The organism is Nakamurella sp. UYEF19 (assembly GCF_040546275.1).
In the GTDB taxonomy this organism is placed as follows: Bacteria; Actinomycetota; Actinomycetes; order Mycobacteriales; family Nakamurellaceae; genus Nakamurella.
Genome location: NZ_JBEPNO010000011.1, coordinates 78,582 through 94,308 on the forward strand (window position 1 = coordinate 78,582; position 15,727 = coordinate 94,308).

13 protein-coding genes are annotated in these 15,727 nt (G+C 68.2%); 8 read left to right on the top strand and 5 right to left on the bottom strand.

Annotated elements, in window-relative coordinates; all coding sequences use genetic code 11:
- Positions 1–25 precede the first annotated feature (25 nt).
- Both ABIB25_RS16025 and ABIB25_RS16030 read right to left on the bottom strand, forming a co-directional pair.
- On the bottom strand, positions 26–790 hold the full coding sequence (locus ABIB25_RS16025; protein WP_354529469.1) for an HAD family hydrolase: 765 nt from the start codon (positions 788–790) through the stop codon (positions 26–28).
- Positions 787–2,568, bottom strand: coding sequence for a glycerol-3-phosphate dehydrogenase/oxidase (locus tag ABIB25_RS16030; RefSeq protein WP_354529470.1), 1,782 nt, complete (start codon positions 2,566–2,568; stop codon positions 787–789). Before ABIB25_RS16030 ends, ABIB25_RS16025 begins: the two co-directional genes overlap by 4 nt.
- 388 nt (positions 2,569–2,956) lie before the next feature.
- Between ABIB25_RS16030 and ABIB25_RS16035 the strand changes: the two genes are divergently transcribed.
- From ABIB25_RS16035 to ABIB25_RS16065, 7 genes are all read left to right on the top strand, one after another.
- Positions 2,957–3,592: a histidine phosphatase family protein gene (locus tag ABIB25_RS16035; RefSeq protein WP_354529565.1), complete on the top strand. Its 636-nt coding sequence runs from the start codon at positions 2,957–2,959 to the stop codon at positions 3,590–3,592.
- Positions 3,593–3,674: 82 nt separating this feature from the next.
- A complete protein-coding gene (locus ABIB25_RS16040; protein WP_502919825.1) occupies positions 3,675–5,183 on the top strand; it encodes an extracellular solute-binding protein in 1,509 nt (502 codons plus the stop codon).
- 124 nt (positions 5,184–5,307) lie between these two features.
- Positions 5,308–6,270 carry a carbohydrate ABC transporter permease gene (locus tag ABIB25_RS16045; RefSeq protein ID WP_354529471.1) on the top strand — a complete coding sequence of 321 codons (963 nt, stop codon included), beginning with the start codon at positions 5,308–5,310 and terminating at the stop codon, positions 6,268–6,270.
- A gap of 4 nt (positions 6,271–6,274) precedes the next feature.
- Entirely contained in the window at positions 6,275–7,132 is an 858-nt protein-coding gene (locus ABIB25_RS16050) for a carbohydrate ABC transporter permease (RefSeq protein WP_354529472.1), read from the top strand.
- Positions 7,132–8,295 carry an ABC transporter ATP-binding protein gene (locus ABIB25_RS16055; protein ID WP_354529473.1) on the top strand — a complete coding sequence of 388 codons (1,164 nt, stop codon included), beginning with the start codon at positions 7,132–7,134 and terminating at the stop codon, positions 8,293–8,295. Before ABIB25_RS16050 ends, ABIB25_RS16055 begins: the two co-directional genes overlap by 1 nt.
- Positions 8,296–8,297: 2 nt before the next feature.
- The gene (locus ABIB25_RS16060; RefSeq protein ID WP_354529474.1) at positions 8,298–9,458 is read left to right on the top strand and encodes an ABC transporter ATP-binding protein; all 1,161 of its coding nucleotides are present in this window, start codon (positions 8,298–8,300) and stop codon (positions 9,456–9,458) included.
- A gap of 34 nt (positions 9,459–9,492) precedes the next feature.
- Positions 9,493–10,548 (top strand): 2-hydroxyacid dehydrogenase, encoded by a 1,056-nt coding sequence (locus tag ABIB25_RS16065; RefSeq protein WP_354529475.1) that lies wholly within the window; start codon positions 9,493–9,495, stop codon positions 10,546–10,548.
- A gap of 259 nt (positions 10,549–10,807) precedes the next feature.
- On the opposite strand, the gene ABIB25_RS16070 is transcribed toward ABIB25_RS16065, so the two are convergent.
- Positions 10,808–11,599 (bottom strand): DeoR/GlpR family DNA-binding transcription regulator, encoded by a 792-nt coding sequence (locus tag ABIB25_RS16070; protein WP_354529476.1) that lies wholly within the window; start codon positions 11,597–11,599, stop codon positions 10,808–10,810.
- 134 nt (positions 11,600–11,733) lie between these two features.
- On the opposite strand from ABIB25_RS16070, the gene ABIB25_RS16075 reads away from it, so the two are divergent.
- Entirely contained in the window at positions 11,734–14,271 is a 2,538-nt protein-coding gene (locus ABIB25_RS16075) for a protein kinase domain-containing protein (RefSeq protein ID WP_354529477.1), read from the top strand.
- Between the two features lie 36 nt (positions 14,272–14,307).
- On the opposite strand, the gene ABIB25_RS16080 is transcribed toward ABIB25_RS16075, so the two are convergent.
- On the bottom strand, positions 14,308–14,898 hold the full coding sequence (locus ABIB25_RS16080; RefSeq protein WP_354529478.1) for an NADPH-dependent FMN reductase: 591 nt from the start codon (positions 14,896–14,898) through the stop codon (positions 14,308–14,310).
- On the bottom strand, positions 14,898–15,716 hold the full coding sequence (locus ABIB25_RS16085; protein ID WP_354529479.1) for a DUF1684 domain-containing protein: 819 nt from the start codon (positions 15,714–15,716) through the stop codon (positions 14,898–14,900). Before ABIB25_RS16085 ends, ABIB25_RS16080 begins: the two co-directional genes overlap by 1 nt.
- Positions 15,717–15,727: the final 11 nt, after the last annotated feature.

A 15,727-nucleotide genomic window follows, 5' to 3' on the forward strand; every position in this document is an offset into this window, starting at 1 on the left:
AACTTTCGCTGAGGTGGAACGCCGGCTACTGCGACACCGTATCGGGCAGCAGTACCTTCAACTGCGCCAGCGCTGCGGCATGATCTGGTGCGACGTGGTCGGCCAGGGCCAGTACGTCCGCCGCGGGCGGAAACTGCCGATTGGGGATGGCGATGACGTACAGCCCGGCCGCGTGGGCGGACCGGATCCCGTTGGAGGAGTCCTCGATGCCGATGGCCGGGCCGGTGTCCAGACCGGAACGACGGGCCGCCTCCTGGTAGACGTCCGGACTGGGCTTCCCGCGGGGGACCTCGGCGCTGGACACCGTGGCCGAGAACATCCCGGCCAACCCGTTTCTGGTCAACAGGTGGTCGATGATCGGCCGGGCGGACGAGGTGGCAAGGGCGATGGGTCCACGGGCTGCGGCGTACTCGACGAGTTCACGTCCGCCGTCCATCAGTTCGCCACGGCCGTCGTCGATCGCGGAGAGGATGTAGTCGATGCAGAACTTCGCGGCCCGGATTGCCCCTTCCGGGCTGTGGTCACCATTGCGCCTGGCCAGCTCGGCCGACCACTCCGGCACCGACAACCCCAGCAGCGTCTCGGAATCGGCGTGGCCCCACGGCTGGCCGGCGGCGACGGAACACGCCGCCCACGACGCGTCCCAGAGGTGCTCGGTATCGGCGACGACGCCGTCCAGGTCGAAGATCACCCCGCCGAATCGCACCGGCCCAGCGTCGGCCTCGTCACCGCCCGCCGGCACGTCACTGTCCGGCAGGTCACCGCCCGCCGTCGCGTCGCCGACCATCATGACGTCGGGCCGGGGTTCGGCGCCGAACTGTCCGAATCCGCTGGGCTGTAGGGCTTCCGCTCACCCTTGACCCCGGCACGCAGCTTCTCCAGCGCCGCGCGGTCGGACTCGACCTCGGACAGGTAGTCCTCCACCTGGGTGGCCGTCGTCGCCTCGTCCCACCCGATGACGGGTGCCAGCAGCGCGGCGATCTCGCCGGCGGCGGCCAGACCGCCGTCGGGCAGTTCGATGGCCAGGTGGGTGCGTCGCACCAGCACGTCCTTCAGCGTCAGCGCCCCCTCCGCCGTCACCGCGTAGATCAGCTCCGCCGGCAGGTAGCCGCCCCAATCGGCCCTCGGGGTGCGCAGCGAACTGTCGGACGCGCCGAGTGCCAGGACATCCTCGAGGAGGCTGCCGTAGCGGAAGGCCAAGCGTTCGATCTGAGCGAGGGGCAGGTCGAACTCGCGTGCCAACAGGGGAAACCTGTTGACCAGGGCGGCATATCCGGCTGCGCCGACCAACGGGGTCCGCGCGGTCGGCGACGGGGGAACGCCCTTCAGCCCGGCCGATTTCACCGCGGCATCGATGGTGTCCTGTGCCATCAACCGGTACGTCGTGTACTTGCCGCCGACGATGGTCACCAGCCCGTCGGGGCCCGGGATGATCGAGTGGTCGCGCGAGAGCGCCGAGGTGGTCTCGCCGTCCTTGTCGATGGGCTTCAGCAACGGCCGCAACCCGGCGAAGACCCCGAGCACGTCGTCCGCGGTGACCTTCTTCTTCAGATAGACGTTCAGCTCGCGGAGCAGGTACTCGATGTCCTCCACCTCGGCCACCGGCTCGCCCTTGGTGCCGTCCCAGGGGGTGTCGGTGGTGCCGACCAGCCAGTGGCCCAGCCACGGGCGGGCGATGATGATCGAATCCGTCGCCCTCGCGAGGATGGCGGTCTGCGCGTCGATCGCGTCACCACGCAGCAGCAGGTGCACCCCCTTGGCCGGAGCCACCGTGAAGGTGTTGGCACCGGCCAACTTCTGCAGATCGCTGGACCAGATCCCCGCGGCATTGATCACCACCTTCGCGCGCAGTTCATGGCGGGCATCGGTCAACCGGTCCTCGACGACCACCCCCGTGATCCGCTCGCCGTCGCGCAGGTAGTCGACGACCGGAGCCTTCGTCACCACCTTGGCGCCGTAGGAGGCGGCGGTCCGCAGCACGGCCATGGTGTGGCGGGCATCGTCCATCAGCACGTCGTAGTACCGGATACCACCGGTCACGGTGCTCCCGTCCAGCGACGGCGCCTGCTTCACGGCTCCGCGCCGGGTGAAGTGCCGCTGCTTCGGGACGGCCTTGCCCCGCAGGCCGAACAGGTCGTAGATCAGGATCCCGGCCCCGGCGTAGGGCCGCTCCCAGTGCTTGGTCAGCGGGTAGAGGAAGGGCACCGGTCGGGAGATGTACGGCGCGACCGTGCGGACCATCAGATCGCGCTCGACGATGGCGTGGTGGACCAGTCCGAAGTTCAGCTGCTCCAGATACCGGAGCCCGCCGTGGAAGGTCTTGCCGGAGCGGGAGGACGTCCCGATCGCGATGTCGTCGGCCTCGATCACCACGACGGAGAGCCCGCGGGTGGCTGCATCCAACGCGCATCCGGCACCGGTGACGCCGGCCCCGATCACCAGCACGTCGGCGGTCTCCTGGGTCGCCCGGCCGAGATCGGCGGCGCGCTGGTCCAGGTTCAGGCGGCCCTGCCCGGTCGGCATGTCCGGGTGCGGCCCCGTGGAGGTGCCCGGGCGGAGTGATGTCATCGACGACCTCATGTCTGGTGCGGGTGCGGGGACACAAGTATCCCGGCCCTCCTGTTATCAATCCCAGGGAATCTAACAGGAGGTGACCTGAGACACAAGCGAGGAGTTCATGCAGATCAAGAACGCGTCTCCCGTGGATCATTGCTGAAGCGCCATTCGGAACTCCGCTCATCCACCGGCCGATCTAGCCGCTGAACGCAGAGTTCTCACTTCTTTGGCCGAGGGGGTTGCGGTTTTAACGTCGCCGTTGTTATATGAACGCCAGCATCCCAACGGTGAGGTGGATCACGTGGCGCAAGAGCACTACCCGGCTCGGAACGGAGCCGGTCCTGTCGGCTCCGAGCCGTCATCCGGGCACGCGTCCGACCAGCTGCACCCACCGGTCGCACTGCCTGCGACGCTGTGGTTGTCCCGGCACGGCCAGACAGTGTGGCACGCCGAGAACCGTTACGCCGGCACCAGTGACGTCGATTTGACCGACGTCGGCCGGGAGCAGGCGGACACCCTGGCCCACTGGGCCGGTACTCATCGGCTCGACGCCTTCTACAGCTCCCCCGTCCGGCGGGCGCTGGAAACCGCTGCACCGGTGGCATCGGCACTGGGCATGGCCCCGACCGTCGAAAACGATCTCCGGGAGGTCCACTTCGGCATCGCCGAGGGACTGACGATCCACGAGATGCGCGGCCTGCATCCGACGGCCGCCGCCCGGTTCGAGTCGGATCCGATCGCCGGGTCCTTCCCGCAGGCCGAGGCGCCGCCCGAGGCGGCGGCGCGGGGGGTCTCGGCGCTCCGCGCGATCGCTGCCCGGCACGCCGGCGAATCCGTACTCGTCGTCGCCCACAACACCCTGATCCGACTTGCCCTCTGCTCCCTGCTCGGCATACCGCTCTCCCACTACCGACAGTCGTTGCCCCGCTTGGACAACGGCGCTCTCACCTGCATCCGCCTCGGCGGCACGGCGGACACAGGATGTGCACTCCTGTCGTTCAACGTGCCACTGGAGACCGCACTCGTCCGGTCCTGAGCACCGCCCGGAACCCGCCCTGCCACTGCACCGCCAGCCCCTGCACCGCCCCTGCATCCACCATCCACCCGGAGGACCTTCCATGAGTGACCCCACGGTCAACCCACCCCCCGCCGTCACGCCGTCGGGTACCCGGCTATCCCGCCGAAACCTGCTCCGCGCCATGGGTATCGGTGGCGCCGCCCTGGCCACCGCTCCACTCCTGGCCGCCTGTGGCGGCAGTTCGACCGCCGCCGCGTCCGGGGTCGGTACGACTACGTCAGCTGCGACGACGGCGGCCAGCGCGATCGCCGGCTCCTCCGTGAGCGGCGGCAAGGCCTTCGACTGGATGCAGGCGAAGGGCAAGACGCTGCGCATGCTGCGGACCCCTCACCCGTACGTCTCGGCGTTCGACAGTGCCGGGCTGTTCAAGGATTTCACCGCCAAGACCGGCATCAACATCGCCTTCGACGACATCCCCGAGGGTGACTACTTCACCAAGCTCACCTCCGAGCTCTCCGGCAGTTCCTCGACCTACGACGTCTTCATGACGGGCGCCTACTTCATCTGGCAGTACGGTCCTCCCGGATGGATGGAGGACCTGGCGCCCTACATCACCGACTCGTCCAAGACGTCGCCGGACTACAACTTCGAGGACATCTTCGAAGGTCTGCGCACGTCCACCCGCTGGGACTTCAAGAAGGGGTCGGCGCTGGGGAGCGGCGGTCAGTGGGCCATCCCGTGGGGCTTCGAGACCAACGTCGTGGCCTACAACAAGGAGGTCTTCGACAAGAAGGGCATCAAGCCGGCCACCACCTTCGACAACTTCATCCAGCTGGCCACCGATCTGACCGACAAGTCCGCCGGTACCTACGGTGTCGCCTTCCGAGGGTCGAAGTCGTGGGCCACCATCCACCCCGGTTTCATGACCCAGTTCACCCGCGAGGGCGGCAAGGACTACTCCTTCGCCGACGGTCAGTACACCGCGACGATGAACTCGGACAAGGCGGTCGCGTTCACCAAGAAGTGGGCCGACCTGGCGAAGACGGCGGGCCCGTCGGGCTGGACGGCGTACGAATACCCCAACTGCACCCAGGATCTCGCCGACGGCAAGGCCATGATGGTCTACGACGCCGACTCCGCGACGTACCCGAAGTTCAAGGGCACCAAGGTCGCCGGCAAGCTGGGCTGGGACGCCGGACCGGCCGGTCCGGACGGCAGCTACGGCACCAACCTCTGGACCTGGTCGCTGGCCATGAACAAGGCGGCCAAGGACGACAACAAGCTCGCCGCCTGGCTGTTCATCCAGTGGGCCACCAGCTCCGAGGTGCTCAGCAAGGCCGCCGCGTCCGGCAGCTTCGCCGATCCGGTCCGCAAGACCGTATTCGACGGGGCCTTCAAGACGGTCATCGGTTCCTCCTACCCCGGGTACCTGGAGACCTTCGAGAAGGTGATCGGATCCACCAAGATCCAGTTCACCCCGCAGACCCAGTTCTTCGACACCACCGAGGCCTGGGCCGGTGCGCTGCAGGACATCTACGGCGGTGCGGACGCCAAGACCTCGCTCGATGCACTGGCCAAGGCCAACGCGGACGCGCTGAACAACAACTGAGCAACCGTCGTGGTCGGCCCGCCCTGATCGGGGTGGACCGGCCACGACATCGCCCTGCCGCGAGTCCAACTGGCACCACGCTCCTTGCGGCGCCGGCGTCATTCCTCGAAACGGAGTTGATCTCATGTCCTCGATCACGCAGGAGCCGGCACTGCCGAAGACGCCGCCGGCGCCGAAGACCCGGTCGGCTCCACCCGTCGTCTCCAAGACCCGCCGCAGCGCCCGGCCCTACCTGCTGTCGGTGCCGGCGGTCCTGCTGATCATCGGGATCCTGGTCCCGTTCATCAAGGGCATCATCCTCACCTTCCAGGGTTCGACGGCCACCACGCTCAAGAACCCGCCCTGGGTGGGTTTCAAGAACTTCGCCAGAGTGCTCAACCCCGACTCGTCGGTGTTCATCGGCCACGCCACCTGGATCACCATCCAGTACGCGGTCCTGGCCACCGTCATCGAGACGGTGCTGGGAGTCGGAGTGGCCCTGCTGCTCAACAGGTCCACCCTGATCGGGCGCATCTTCGAGAAGGTGCTGATCCTCCCGCTGATGATCGCTCCGGCCATCGCCGCCACCGTCTGGAAGTTCATGTTCAACGCCGACTTCGGCGTCCTGAACCACGTTCTCGGGCTGGGGAACTTCAACTGGCTCTCCGACAGCAGCGCGCTCTACTCCGCGGTGCTGGTCGACATCTGGATCTACACACCGTTCGTCGCCATCCTGGTGCTCGCCGGGATCAGATCCCTGCCGAAGGAACCGTTCGAGGCCTCGGCCGTCGACGACGCCGGTCCGATCTACATGTTCCGGCGACTGATGCTGCCGTTGATCTGGCCGTACATCCTGGTGGCGGTCATCTTCCGCTTCATGGACTGCCTGAAGATCTTCGACATCCCGTACGTGCTCACCGGTGGCGGCCCCGGCGTCGCCACCACCACCCTGCAGATCAACGCGTTCAACGACCTGATCAAGGCCCAGCAGTACTCCAGGGGTACCACCTACATGTTCATCCTCTGGGTCCTCGTCTTCATCACCGCACGTCTCCTGGTCGGCGTCCTTGGCAAGGCCCAGGCGCGCGCCGCCGGGGCAGAGGAGTAGAGAAATGGCCCGCAGAGAATTGATGCCCGGGCAGAAGAGAATCACGCCCGGGGTGATCGGCGGTGAGCTGCTGACAGTCGCCTGGTTCGCCTTCTCGCTGTTCCCCATCCTCTGGATGATCCTGCTGTCGCTGAAATCGACTGCCGACCAGCAGGTCACCTTCTTCAGCTTCAGCCCGACGCTGGAGAATTTCTCCTACGTCCTCGGCGGCGACACCGGCGCCAACCTCCGCAGCGGTCTCATCGAATCGCTGATCACGTCGATCGGCGCCGTGCTGGTCTCGCTCGTCATCGGCATCCCGGCCGCCTACGCGGCCGGCCGCTGGAAGTACAAGGGCAGCGACGACCTGATGTTCCAGATGCTCTCGTTCCGGTTCGCTCCGGAGCTGATGGTGCTGCTGCCGCTGTTCCTGATCTACAAGTCTCTCGGGCTGCTGGACACCAGGCTCGGGCTGATCTGGGTGCTGCAGCTGGTGACGATGCCGCTGGTGGTCTGGATCCTGCGCTCCTACTTCCAGGACCTGCCCGCCGATCTCGAGCAGGCGGCCCTGCTGGACGGCTACACCCGGACGCAGGCCTTCATCCGGGTCGCGCTGCCGCTGGTCCGGCCCGGCATCGCCGCCGGAGCACTGCTGTCGTTCATCTTCGCGTGGAATTCCTACGTCTTCCCGCTGGTCCTGGCCAATTCCAAGATCAAGACGGTGACGGTGGCCATCGGCACGTACCAGGGCGGTGGCGGCCAGGTCTTCTACAACCACGCCGCCGCGGCGGCCCTGATCGGCGCACTGCCCCCACTCATCCTCGCCCTGTGCATCCAGCGATACCTGGTGCGGGGCCTGTCCTTCGGAGCGGTGAAAGCGTAATGGCGACCTTGACGGTGCAGGGGCTGAGCAAGACCTACGGCAAGAAGATGGCGCTGCGCGACATCGATCTCGACATCGGGGACGGCGAGTTCTTCTGCATGCTCGGCCCGTCCGGCGCGGGCAAGACGACGACGCTCAAGTCGATCGCCGGCCTGCAGGAGATCGATGCCGGCGTGGTGAAGATCGCCGGTGTCGACATGACGGGAGTCGAGCCGTACCACCGGAATGTCGCGATGGCCTTCGAGTCCTACGCGCTGTACCCGCAGAAGACGGTTTTCGAGAACCTCGCCTCCCCCTTGCGTTCCGGACGGTCCGGATCGTTCTCCGCTGCGGCGCAGCAGGAACGCATCGACACGGTGACGACCACCCTCGGCATCAACCACCTCCAGCAGCGCCTCCCTCGGGAGCTGTCCAACGGCCAGCGCCAGCGCGTCGCACTGGGTCGGGTCCTGGTCCGGCCCGCCGACGTGTACCTGCTCGACGAGCCGCTCTCGCACCTGGACGCCAAACTGCGGGCGTCGATGCGCGCCGAACTCAAGCGCCTCGGCCAGATGTCGAACACCACCACGGTCTACGTCACCCACGACTACCAGGAGGCGCTGTCCCTCGGTGATCGGATCGGCGTCCTGCGGGCGGGCGAGATGGTCCAGGTCGGCACGCCGGCGGACATCTGGCTGCGACCGCTCGACACCTTCGTCGCCAGGGCGCTGGGTCAGCCGGAGATGAACCTCTTCGACGCCGAGGTGATCGACGGACATGTGGTGGCCCTGCAGGGCGCGATCCGCTTCCCGGTGACCACCGATCTCGGCGGCGCGCGCAGGGTCCGGATCGGGATGCGACCGGGCGATCTGCACGCCGGTCACCAGGCCGTCGAGGGGTCTGCCTCGGTGCTGAGCTGCAGCGGGACCATCGATCTCGCCGAACGGCTCGGCCGGCAGATCGAACTCTCGGTGAAGGTCGGCGACACCGACGTCATCGTGGTGGCGGACGGCAGCGAGGCCCTCGAGGAGGGCAGCGCGGTCAGCCTGTCCATCCCGCTGACGGGGGTTCACCTCTTCGAGGGCACCGACGACCCCAGCGTCGACACCCGCCGCATCAGCGGTGCCGTCCACCACGCGCCCGGCAACCGGCAGACCGTCACCATTTCGAAGTCTGGAGTCTGAGCATGTCCGAAACCGTGGTCAGCAAGAGCATCTCGCGCCGACGCGGCCATACCCCCGCGGGCGGCGGCCAGGTGGCCAACAGCCTGACCCTCGACAACCTGCAGAAGACCTACATCACCCGCGGTCGCCCGTCGTTCGCAGCGGTCAAGGGTATCGACATGGAGATCCAGCCCGGTGAGCTGATCGCGCTGCTCGGCCCGTCGGGCTGCGGCAAGACCACGACCCTGCGGATGATTGCCGGGCTCGAGACGGTGACCGGCGGCGACATCCGGATCGGCGAGACGTCGATCAAGGATCTGGCCCCCGGGAAGCGCAACGTGGGCGTTGGTTTCGAGTCCTACGCCCTCTACCCGCCGCTGAACATCCGAGAGAACCTGGCCTACGGGCTGAAGGCACGGAAGGTGCCGAATGCCGACCAGCTCGTCACCAACCTGGCTGACCGGTTGGAGATGAGCGACCTGCTGACGCTGCGCCCGGCGTCGCTGTCGTCCGGGCAGAAGCAGCGGGTGGCACTGGCCCGTGCGTTGATCCGGAACCCGAAGGTCCTGGTGCTGGACGAGCCGCTGTCGCACCTCGACGCTTCCGCACGGCAGCGGGTGCGGCGCGAGCTCAAGGTGCTGCAGCGCGAGTTCGGTTACACCACCATCGTCGTCACGCATGATCAGCTCGAGGCGCTGTCGCTGGCCGATCGGCTCGCGGTGATGGACCAGGGCATCATCCGTCAGCTGGGCACCCCTGAGGAGGTCTTCGACGACCCAGCGAACAAGTTCGTGGCCGACTTCGTCGGCGAACCGAAGATCAACATGCTGGCCGGGGTGGTGCAGCGGTCCGGTGACGAGGTCGCCGTCCGCCTCGGTGCGGACAGTGTGCTCGTCACCGCCGCGGTCTCGGCGCCGGACGGGTCAACGGTGTCGGTGGGGGTCCGCCCCGCCGACTGCGCCGTGGCCGGCGAGACCGGGCCGGCCCTGATCGGCGAGGCCCTGGTGATCGAGAACCTGCTCGAATTCACCCTGATCACGTTGGCCGTCAAGGGACTCGAGGGCCCGGTGGTGGCGCAGCTCCCACCGGACGTGGACTACCGGCCGGGCGACACCATCCGGTTCACCGCCGCACCCGCACGCGTGTACCTGTTCGACGACGACACCGAATTGCGCATCCGCTGAAGACGCTGCGCGCCGGCCGAGAAGAGAGAAGTACGTGAGCTTACGCATTCTGTGTGCCGGCGACAGTTTCATCACCGCCGACGATCTCGCCGACCAGTGCCGGCAGCAGCTCGCCGAGTTCGGACCGCTGGAACTGATCACCCACGTCAGCCGGTGGCCGGACGAGCCGATGGGTGACGTCGACGGGGTACGGGAAGCAGCTGGCGACCCAGCCGAGATCGCCGTCCTGGCAGCGGATGTCGACGTCATCGTCACCCATCTTGCGCCGATCACCGCCGCGGTGTTCGAGTCGGCGGGGAAGCTCCGCGTCGTGGGTTCCACCCGCGGTGGACCGGTCAACATCGACATCGCAGCTGCGACGGAGGCCGGTGTCCCGGTGGCCTTCCTGCCGGGCCGGAACCTCTCTGCCGCAGCCGAGTTCGCCGTCGGGCTGATGATCGCGGTGACCAGGAACATCGGCGCCGGGTCGCGTGGCCTGGCCGACGGTCGGTGGGAGGGGAAGTACTACCGCTACGCGCTGACCGGACCCGAGATCGGCCACTGTGCCGTCGGTCTGATCGGCTACGGGGCGATCGGTGCGCACGTGACGCGGCTGCTGCTGGCCTTCGGGGCAAAGGTACTGGTCTACGACCCCTACACCGATGCGTCGAAGATCGACTCGGCCGGCGCGCGGTCGGTGGCCCTGGACGAACTGCTGGCCACCGCCGACATCGTCAGCCTGCACGCCCGCCTGACGCCGGAGACCACCGGCATGGCCGATGCGACGTTCTTCGCCGCCATGAAGCCGGGTTCGTTCTTCATCAACAACGCCCGCGGCGAGCTGGTCCGCACCGACGACCTGACGGCGGCGCTCACCAGCGGGCACCTGGCCGGTGCCGGACTCGACGTGTTCGACCCCGAACCCCCGCCGGCCGACCACCCGTTGCTCGCCATGCCCCGAGTGGTCGCCACCCCGCACCTCGCGGGAGCCTCGCAGCACGTGGCGCACCACTCGGCGGAGACCGTCGTCGGACAGGTCGCACTCTTCCTGCGTACCGGCACCATCGCCCACTGCGCCAACCCTTCGGCGCTACCGGTCGCATCCGTCTAGGAGACCGCGGCACTGGCCGAGAGCGTCCCGATTCGCGGTGTCGGTCAGCGCGGCGGACCAGAATCGTCGAGAACGTGCGGATGAGTACGCCATAGTCGGTGGGCAAATCCGCACGTACTGGCCAGTAGCGCGGTCTCGCAGCCGAGCACCCCGCACGTTGGCGTGCCCGATGTGTCCGGCAGGGGCTGTCCAATGCCTCTGCGTGGATCTCAGCGCCTCGCTCACTCGAGCGCCTGTCCTGTCGCTCTGTTCCTGGCGGCTACGCCGAGGCGGGGGACGCCAGTTCGAGGTTGATGCCCTCGGAGCGGAGCAGGAGTTCGTCCTCCTTGTCGATCCCGGTGTCACTGATCACCAGGTCGAAGGCCGACAGGCGGCACAGCAGGTGGGTGGCGGGCCGGCCGAACTTCGCGTGGTCGACCAGCAGCACCTTGACGGTGGAGTTCGCCATGAACGCCTCCCGGGAGGTGACGGTGATCTCGGACCGGTGGTAGCAGGAGATCCCGTTGATGCCGGTGGTCGACATCAACGCCAGGTCGGCGTGCAGATGCCCGATGCTCTCCACCGTGCGACTGCCGAAGCAGGCCTCGGGCACGGAGTGGTAGACCCCGCCCAGGACGATCAGCTCGATGCCGGCCACCCCGGCCAGCTTGCCGATCACCGGGACGAAGTTGGTCGCCACCGTGATCGGGGCCGACGCGATGATGTGCGGCACCATGGCCATGGCAGTGGTGCTGTCGTCCAGGAAAACCGTCTGCCCCGGGCTCAGCAGTTTGGCCGCGTGGGCCGCGATCGCGGTCTTCTCGGCGCGCATGGCGACCATCCGCTCGCTGACCCTCGACTCCAGCAGCGCGTTTGGGTTGGCCGTCGCACCACCGCGGATCTTGGTCAGATAACCCTGGTGGGACAACGCATCCAGGTCGCGGTGCACCGTCATCAGGCTGACCCCGAGCAACCTGGTGAGATCCTCGATCCGGGCGAACCCGTCCTTGAGCACCAGCGACTTGATGGTCTCCCGCCGGACCGCCAGGTCCTGGCCGTCACCCGATGTCATCACGGCTATCATTCTCCCACGACACCCCTCCGGGCGAGCGAGATCCCGGGGTGCCGAGCGGCCGGATCGGGCCCCTGGAAGCAATGCCGACAAAGACGGGTCCACCACCGGTCCGGACTGGCAGAATGCCGTGCATGTTGCTCGCTCCTGGCGAGATCTTTGCCGGCTTCACCATCGAGCGCGAACTGGGCGCGGGCGGCATGGGCGTCGTCTACCTCGCGCGGCATCCCCGGCTGCCCCGGCGCGTTGCGCTCAAGCTACTGCGTACCGACCTCGGCGCCGATCCTTCCTTCGTCGGCCGGTTCCGCCGGGAGGCGGACACCGTCGCCCGTCTCGACCACCCCAACATCGTGGCCATCGACGACAGCGGGGCGGACGACGGCATGCTGTGGATCAGCATGCGGTTCATCGACGGCGACACCGCCGCCGGCGCGCTGGCCGAATACGACGCCGGGATGCCACCGGAACGCGCGGTGCACATCGTCGAAAGGGTCGCCTCCGCACTGGATTTCGCGCATCGGCAGAACATCGTCCACCGGGACGTCAAGCCGGCCAACATCCTGCTGACCGACGACGTCGACGGCGATCACGAGCGGGTCTTCCTCACCGACTTCGGCGTCGCCAAGGCGATGGGCGAGATCGAGGCCCAGGCAACGGCTCTGACCCAGGCCGGCGGCGTGGTCGCCACCCTCGACTACGCCGCGCCCGAGCAGATCGAGGGCAAGCAACTGGACGGCCGCTGCGACGTCTACGCGCTCGGCTGCGTGCTGTACAAACTGCTGACCGGGGTGATCCCGTATCCCGGGGAGACGTTGGCGGCCAAGGTGTACGCCCGGATGCACCGGCCGCCGCCGATCCCCACCGAGCTCGTCCCCGACCTGCCGCCGGCCTTCGACAAGGTAGTCGCCAAAGCGCTGGCCATGGACCGCGAAGATCGATACCAGACCTGCAAGGAGCTGGCCGTCGCGGCCCGGGCGGCCATCGGGACCGGTGAGATCAGGCCGTCGGACACCGGCGACCTCACCGTGGCCGCCGGCACCACCAGCACCGAGCGCATCGACGCCCCCGACCCTGACCCTGACGCGACCCGGCACGTCGGCACGCCGGGCGGCACCGGCGGTACCCAGGGCGGCCCCGGGCCGGTGGGGCCGCAGACGGGTCCGGAGCGTTCCGGTCCGCAGTCCCGGCCACCGCAGTCCCGGCCACCGCAGTCCCCGCCACCGCAGTCCCCGCCACCGCAGTCCCGGCCACCGCAGTCCCGGCCACCGCAGTCCCGGCCACCGCACTCCACTGCCCTGTTCCCGGTGACGCCTTCGCACACCGACCCGCGGGCGTCGCAGTTCGACGGCGGGCCCCAGCACGGGGCCTCCCAGGGCTACACGTCGGCCGGAAGCCTGCCCGCGGATCTCGCCGAGCAGCTCGGCCCGGGGCTGGCCACCGCTCGGGACCATCCCGAGTTACTCCCTCGCCCGCGGCGGTCTCGCCGGCGGCTGTTGCCGCTCGCCATCGGTGCACTGGTGCTGATCGTCGCCATCGTCGGCGGGATCTTCCTGGTGCAGCGCAAGGCCAGCATCGCCGGCACCGGCAGCGTCACCGGGCTGACGTCGGCCGCAACCACCCCGAAAGGCGGCACGACCAACTCAGGTCCGGCGACCTCGGGTCCGGCGAAGTCGGGTGGCGCACTGGTCGGTCCGGCGACCTCGGGCGTGGCAACGTCCGGCGCAAACAGCAGCAGCGCCCCGCAGACGGAGAACACCGCGGTCCCGGTCGCCGGCCTCCCGCAGTCCGAACCGATCACGGACGGCACGATCGTCGTGTCGCGGCAGTACACGCTGAATGGGAAGACGGTTTTCGCGCTGTTCTACGTGGACTCCTACACCGGCGTGGTGGGCGGACCCTTCACCGAACCGAAGGACCACGCGCAGAACCCGTTGATCGCGCTGCAGCGGGGATCGGTCATCTACCTGCAGGGCGATGCCGCCAACCAGAACACCCTGAGGGTGGTCGCGCCGGATGGAAAAGGTGACCGCGTCCTGTTCAACCGCCCTGCCGACTGCCAGCAGATCAGCCGGCCGGCCTGGAACCCGGTCGACACCCAGCAACTGGTCATCGCCTGCCAAGGGAAGCTCGGACTCCGGACACTCATGGTGGTCAATCTGAAGGGGACGGTCAGCAAGACGCTCCCCATCTCCGACGGTCTTTACCCGGGCGACGACCTGGCGTTCGCACCGGACGGGAAATCCATCGTCTACTGGGGCTCCACCTCGGCCACCGCCAACGACGGCCGTCTCTACACCCAGACCACCGATGGGGTGGGACAGCCAACGCCCATCACCGACGAAGGCTCGCACGACGCGGACCCGGACTACTCCCCCGACGGCTCCCAGATCGTCTTCCGCCGCCTCGTCGACGGGAACGGCCAGATCGCCCTGGTGCCGGCCAAGGGCGGCGCCGTCACCGTCCTCACCACCACCCCTTCGAACAGCCAGGGCCCGGTGTTCTCGCCGAACGGCACGCAGATCGCCTACAAGAGCAACCTCGGGGACGACGGCAAGGCCGGCAAGGTCAACAGACTCTGGATCCTGAACACCGCGAAGCCGTACAAACCGGAAGTCAAGTGGAAGAACGACGCCGGCATGCTGAACGCCTCACCCGCGTGGGGAAATCGCTGACGTCGCAGTCGGTATCACCGGCCGCACCGGTGACCCTCAGCGCAGGGCCCCGACCGCCGCAGCCACCTGCCGGCCGTGCGCCGCGACGTACGCCGCGATGACGGCGTCCAGTTCGGGCAACTCGCTCTCCGACAGCAGCAGTGACGGAACCGGCGTCACCGCACCGAGTTCGCCAAGCACCGGCCGCAGTTGCCAGTCGGCCAGATGACGATGGGCCGGCCCCGCGGACACCGTCAGTGGCAGCACCACGGTCGAGGCGAGCGATCCCGCGGGCAGCGTGTCGAGCAACAGCTTGAGCAGACCGGTGAACGAGGCCTTGTACGTCGGCGTCGCCACCACCAGGACGTCGGCGGACCGGACCGCGGCGACCGCAATCGATGCCTCCTCGGACAACGACCACGGCGCCAGCAGTCCGCCGGCGATCCCGGCCAGGTCGACGACGGTCGTGGTGGATGCCGGCAGCGCGCCGGCCACCGCGGCCGCGAGCGCCGCTGCAGCGGTCAGCGTCCTCGACCCGGCCTTCGGATTCCCCACGACGACGACGATCGACAGCGCACTCTGCTCGGGCGCACCGATCCCTCCAATCCCGGCGGCTGTCTCGGTTGCCTCCGGTGTCGCGGCTGTCATCACGCGGCAGTCGCCGGCGCGAGTTCCCCGGCGGTGACGGCGATCGGCACGACGTTGCCGGCGGGCGGCGCCGGGCAGGTGCCGAAGTCGGAGAAGGAGAACGGAAAGTTGATCGCACGATTGAAGTCGATCGTGACCCGGCCGTCGGCGTCCGGAGCCGTGGTCGCGACCGCGCGCCAGCGCGCGGTCGTCTCGCCGTTCGTCCCGTCGTGGAACGGCACATTCAGCGAACCGGCGCCACCCGCGGTGACCGTCAACTCGACCGACTGCCCCTGCAGGACGATCGTCACCGTCCCGACGCCGGTGATCGACTGGACCAGATCGTCCCGGGCCGTCGACACCTCGATCTGACGAGGGGCGTCGAAAGGCTCGAAGTGTCCGGTCACCACCCACTTCTCGTCGATGTCGAAGGTCGGCACGCCGGCGAAGCCGAGCAGCGCCGAGGCCTGCGGGTCGCGGGTGCGGATGGCATAGCGGCCCCCTCGGAGGGCCAGTTCGATCTGCACGTCGCCGATCGACACCCACTGCAGGGCCCTGGCTTCGGCGACCTCGGCCCGCACCGTGCCGTCCACCGGCACCGCCAGTCCGTTCTCGTCGCCGACGACGGTGTAGCCGTCATCCGCGGTCGCGGTGAGCACCGCATGGCCGTCCTGCACGGAGAAGAGGCCGGGCAGCCCCGGCAGGGCCGACGGGGCCTGCGGCACCCAGTGGAAGCTGGTCAGGCTGAGCCAGCCGTGCGGGGTGGCCAGCGCTCGTTCCCGAGCGGAATGCCAGGTCTGCCAATCGTTCACGAAGTCGGACGTCAGGGTGGTGGTCATCTCTTGCTCCT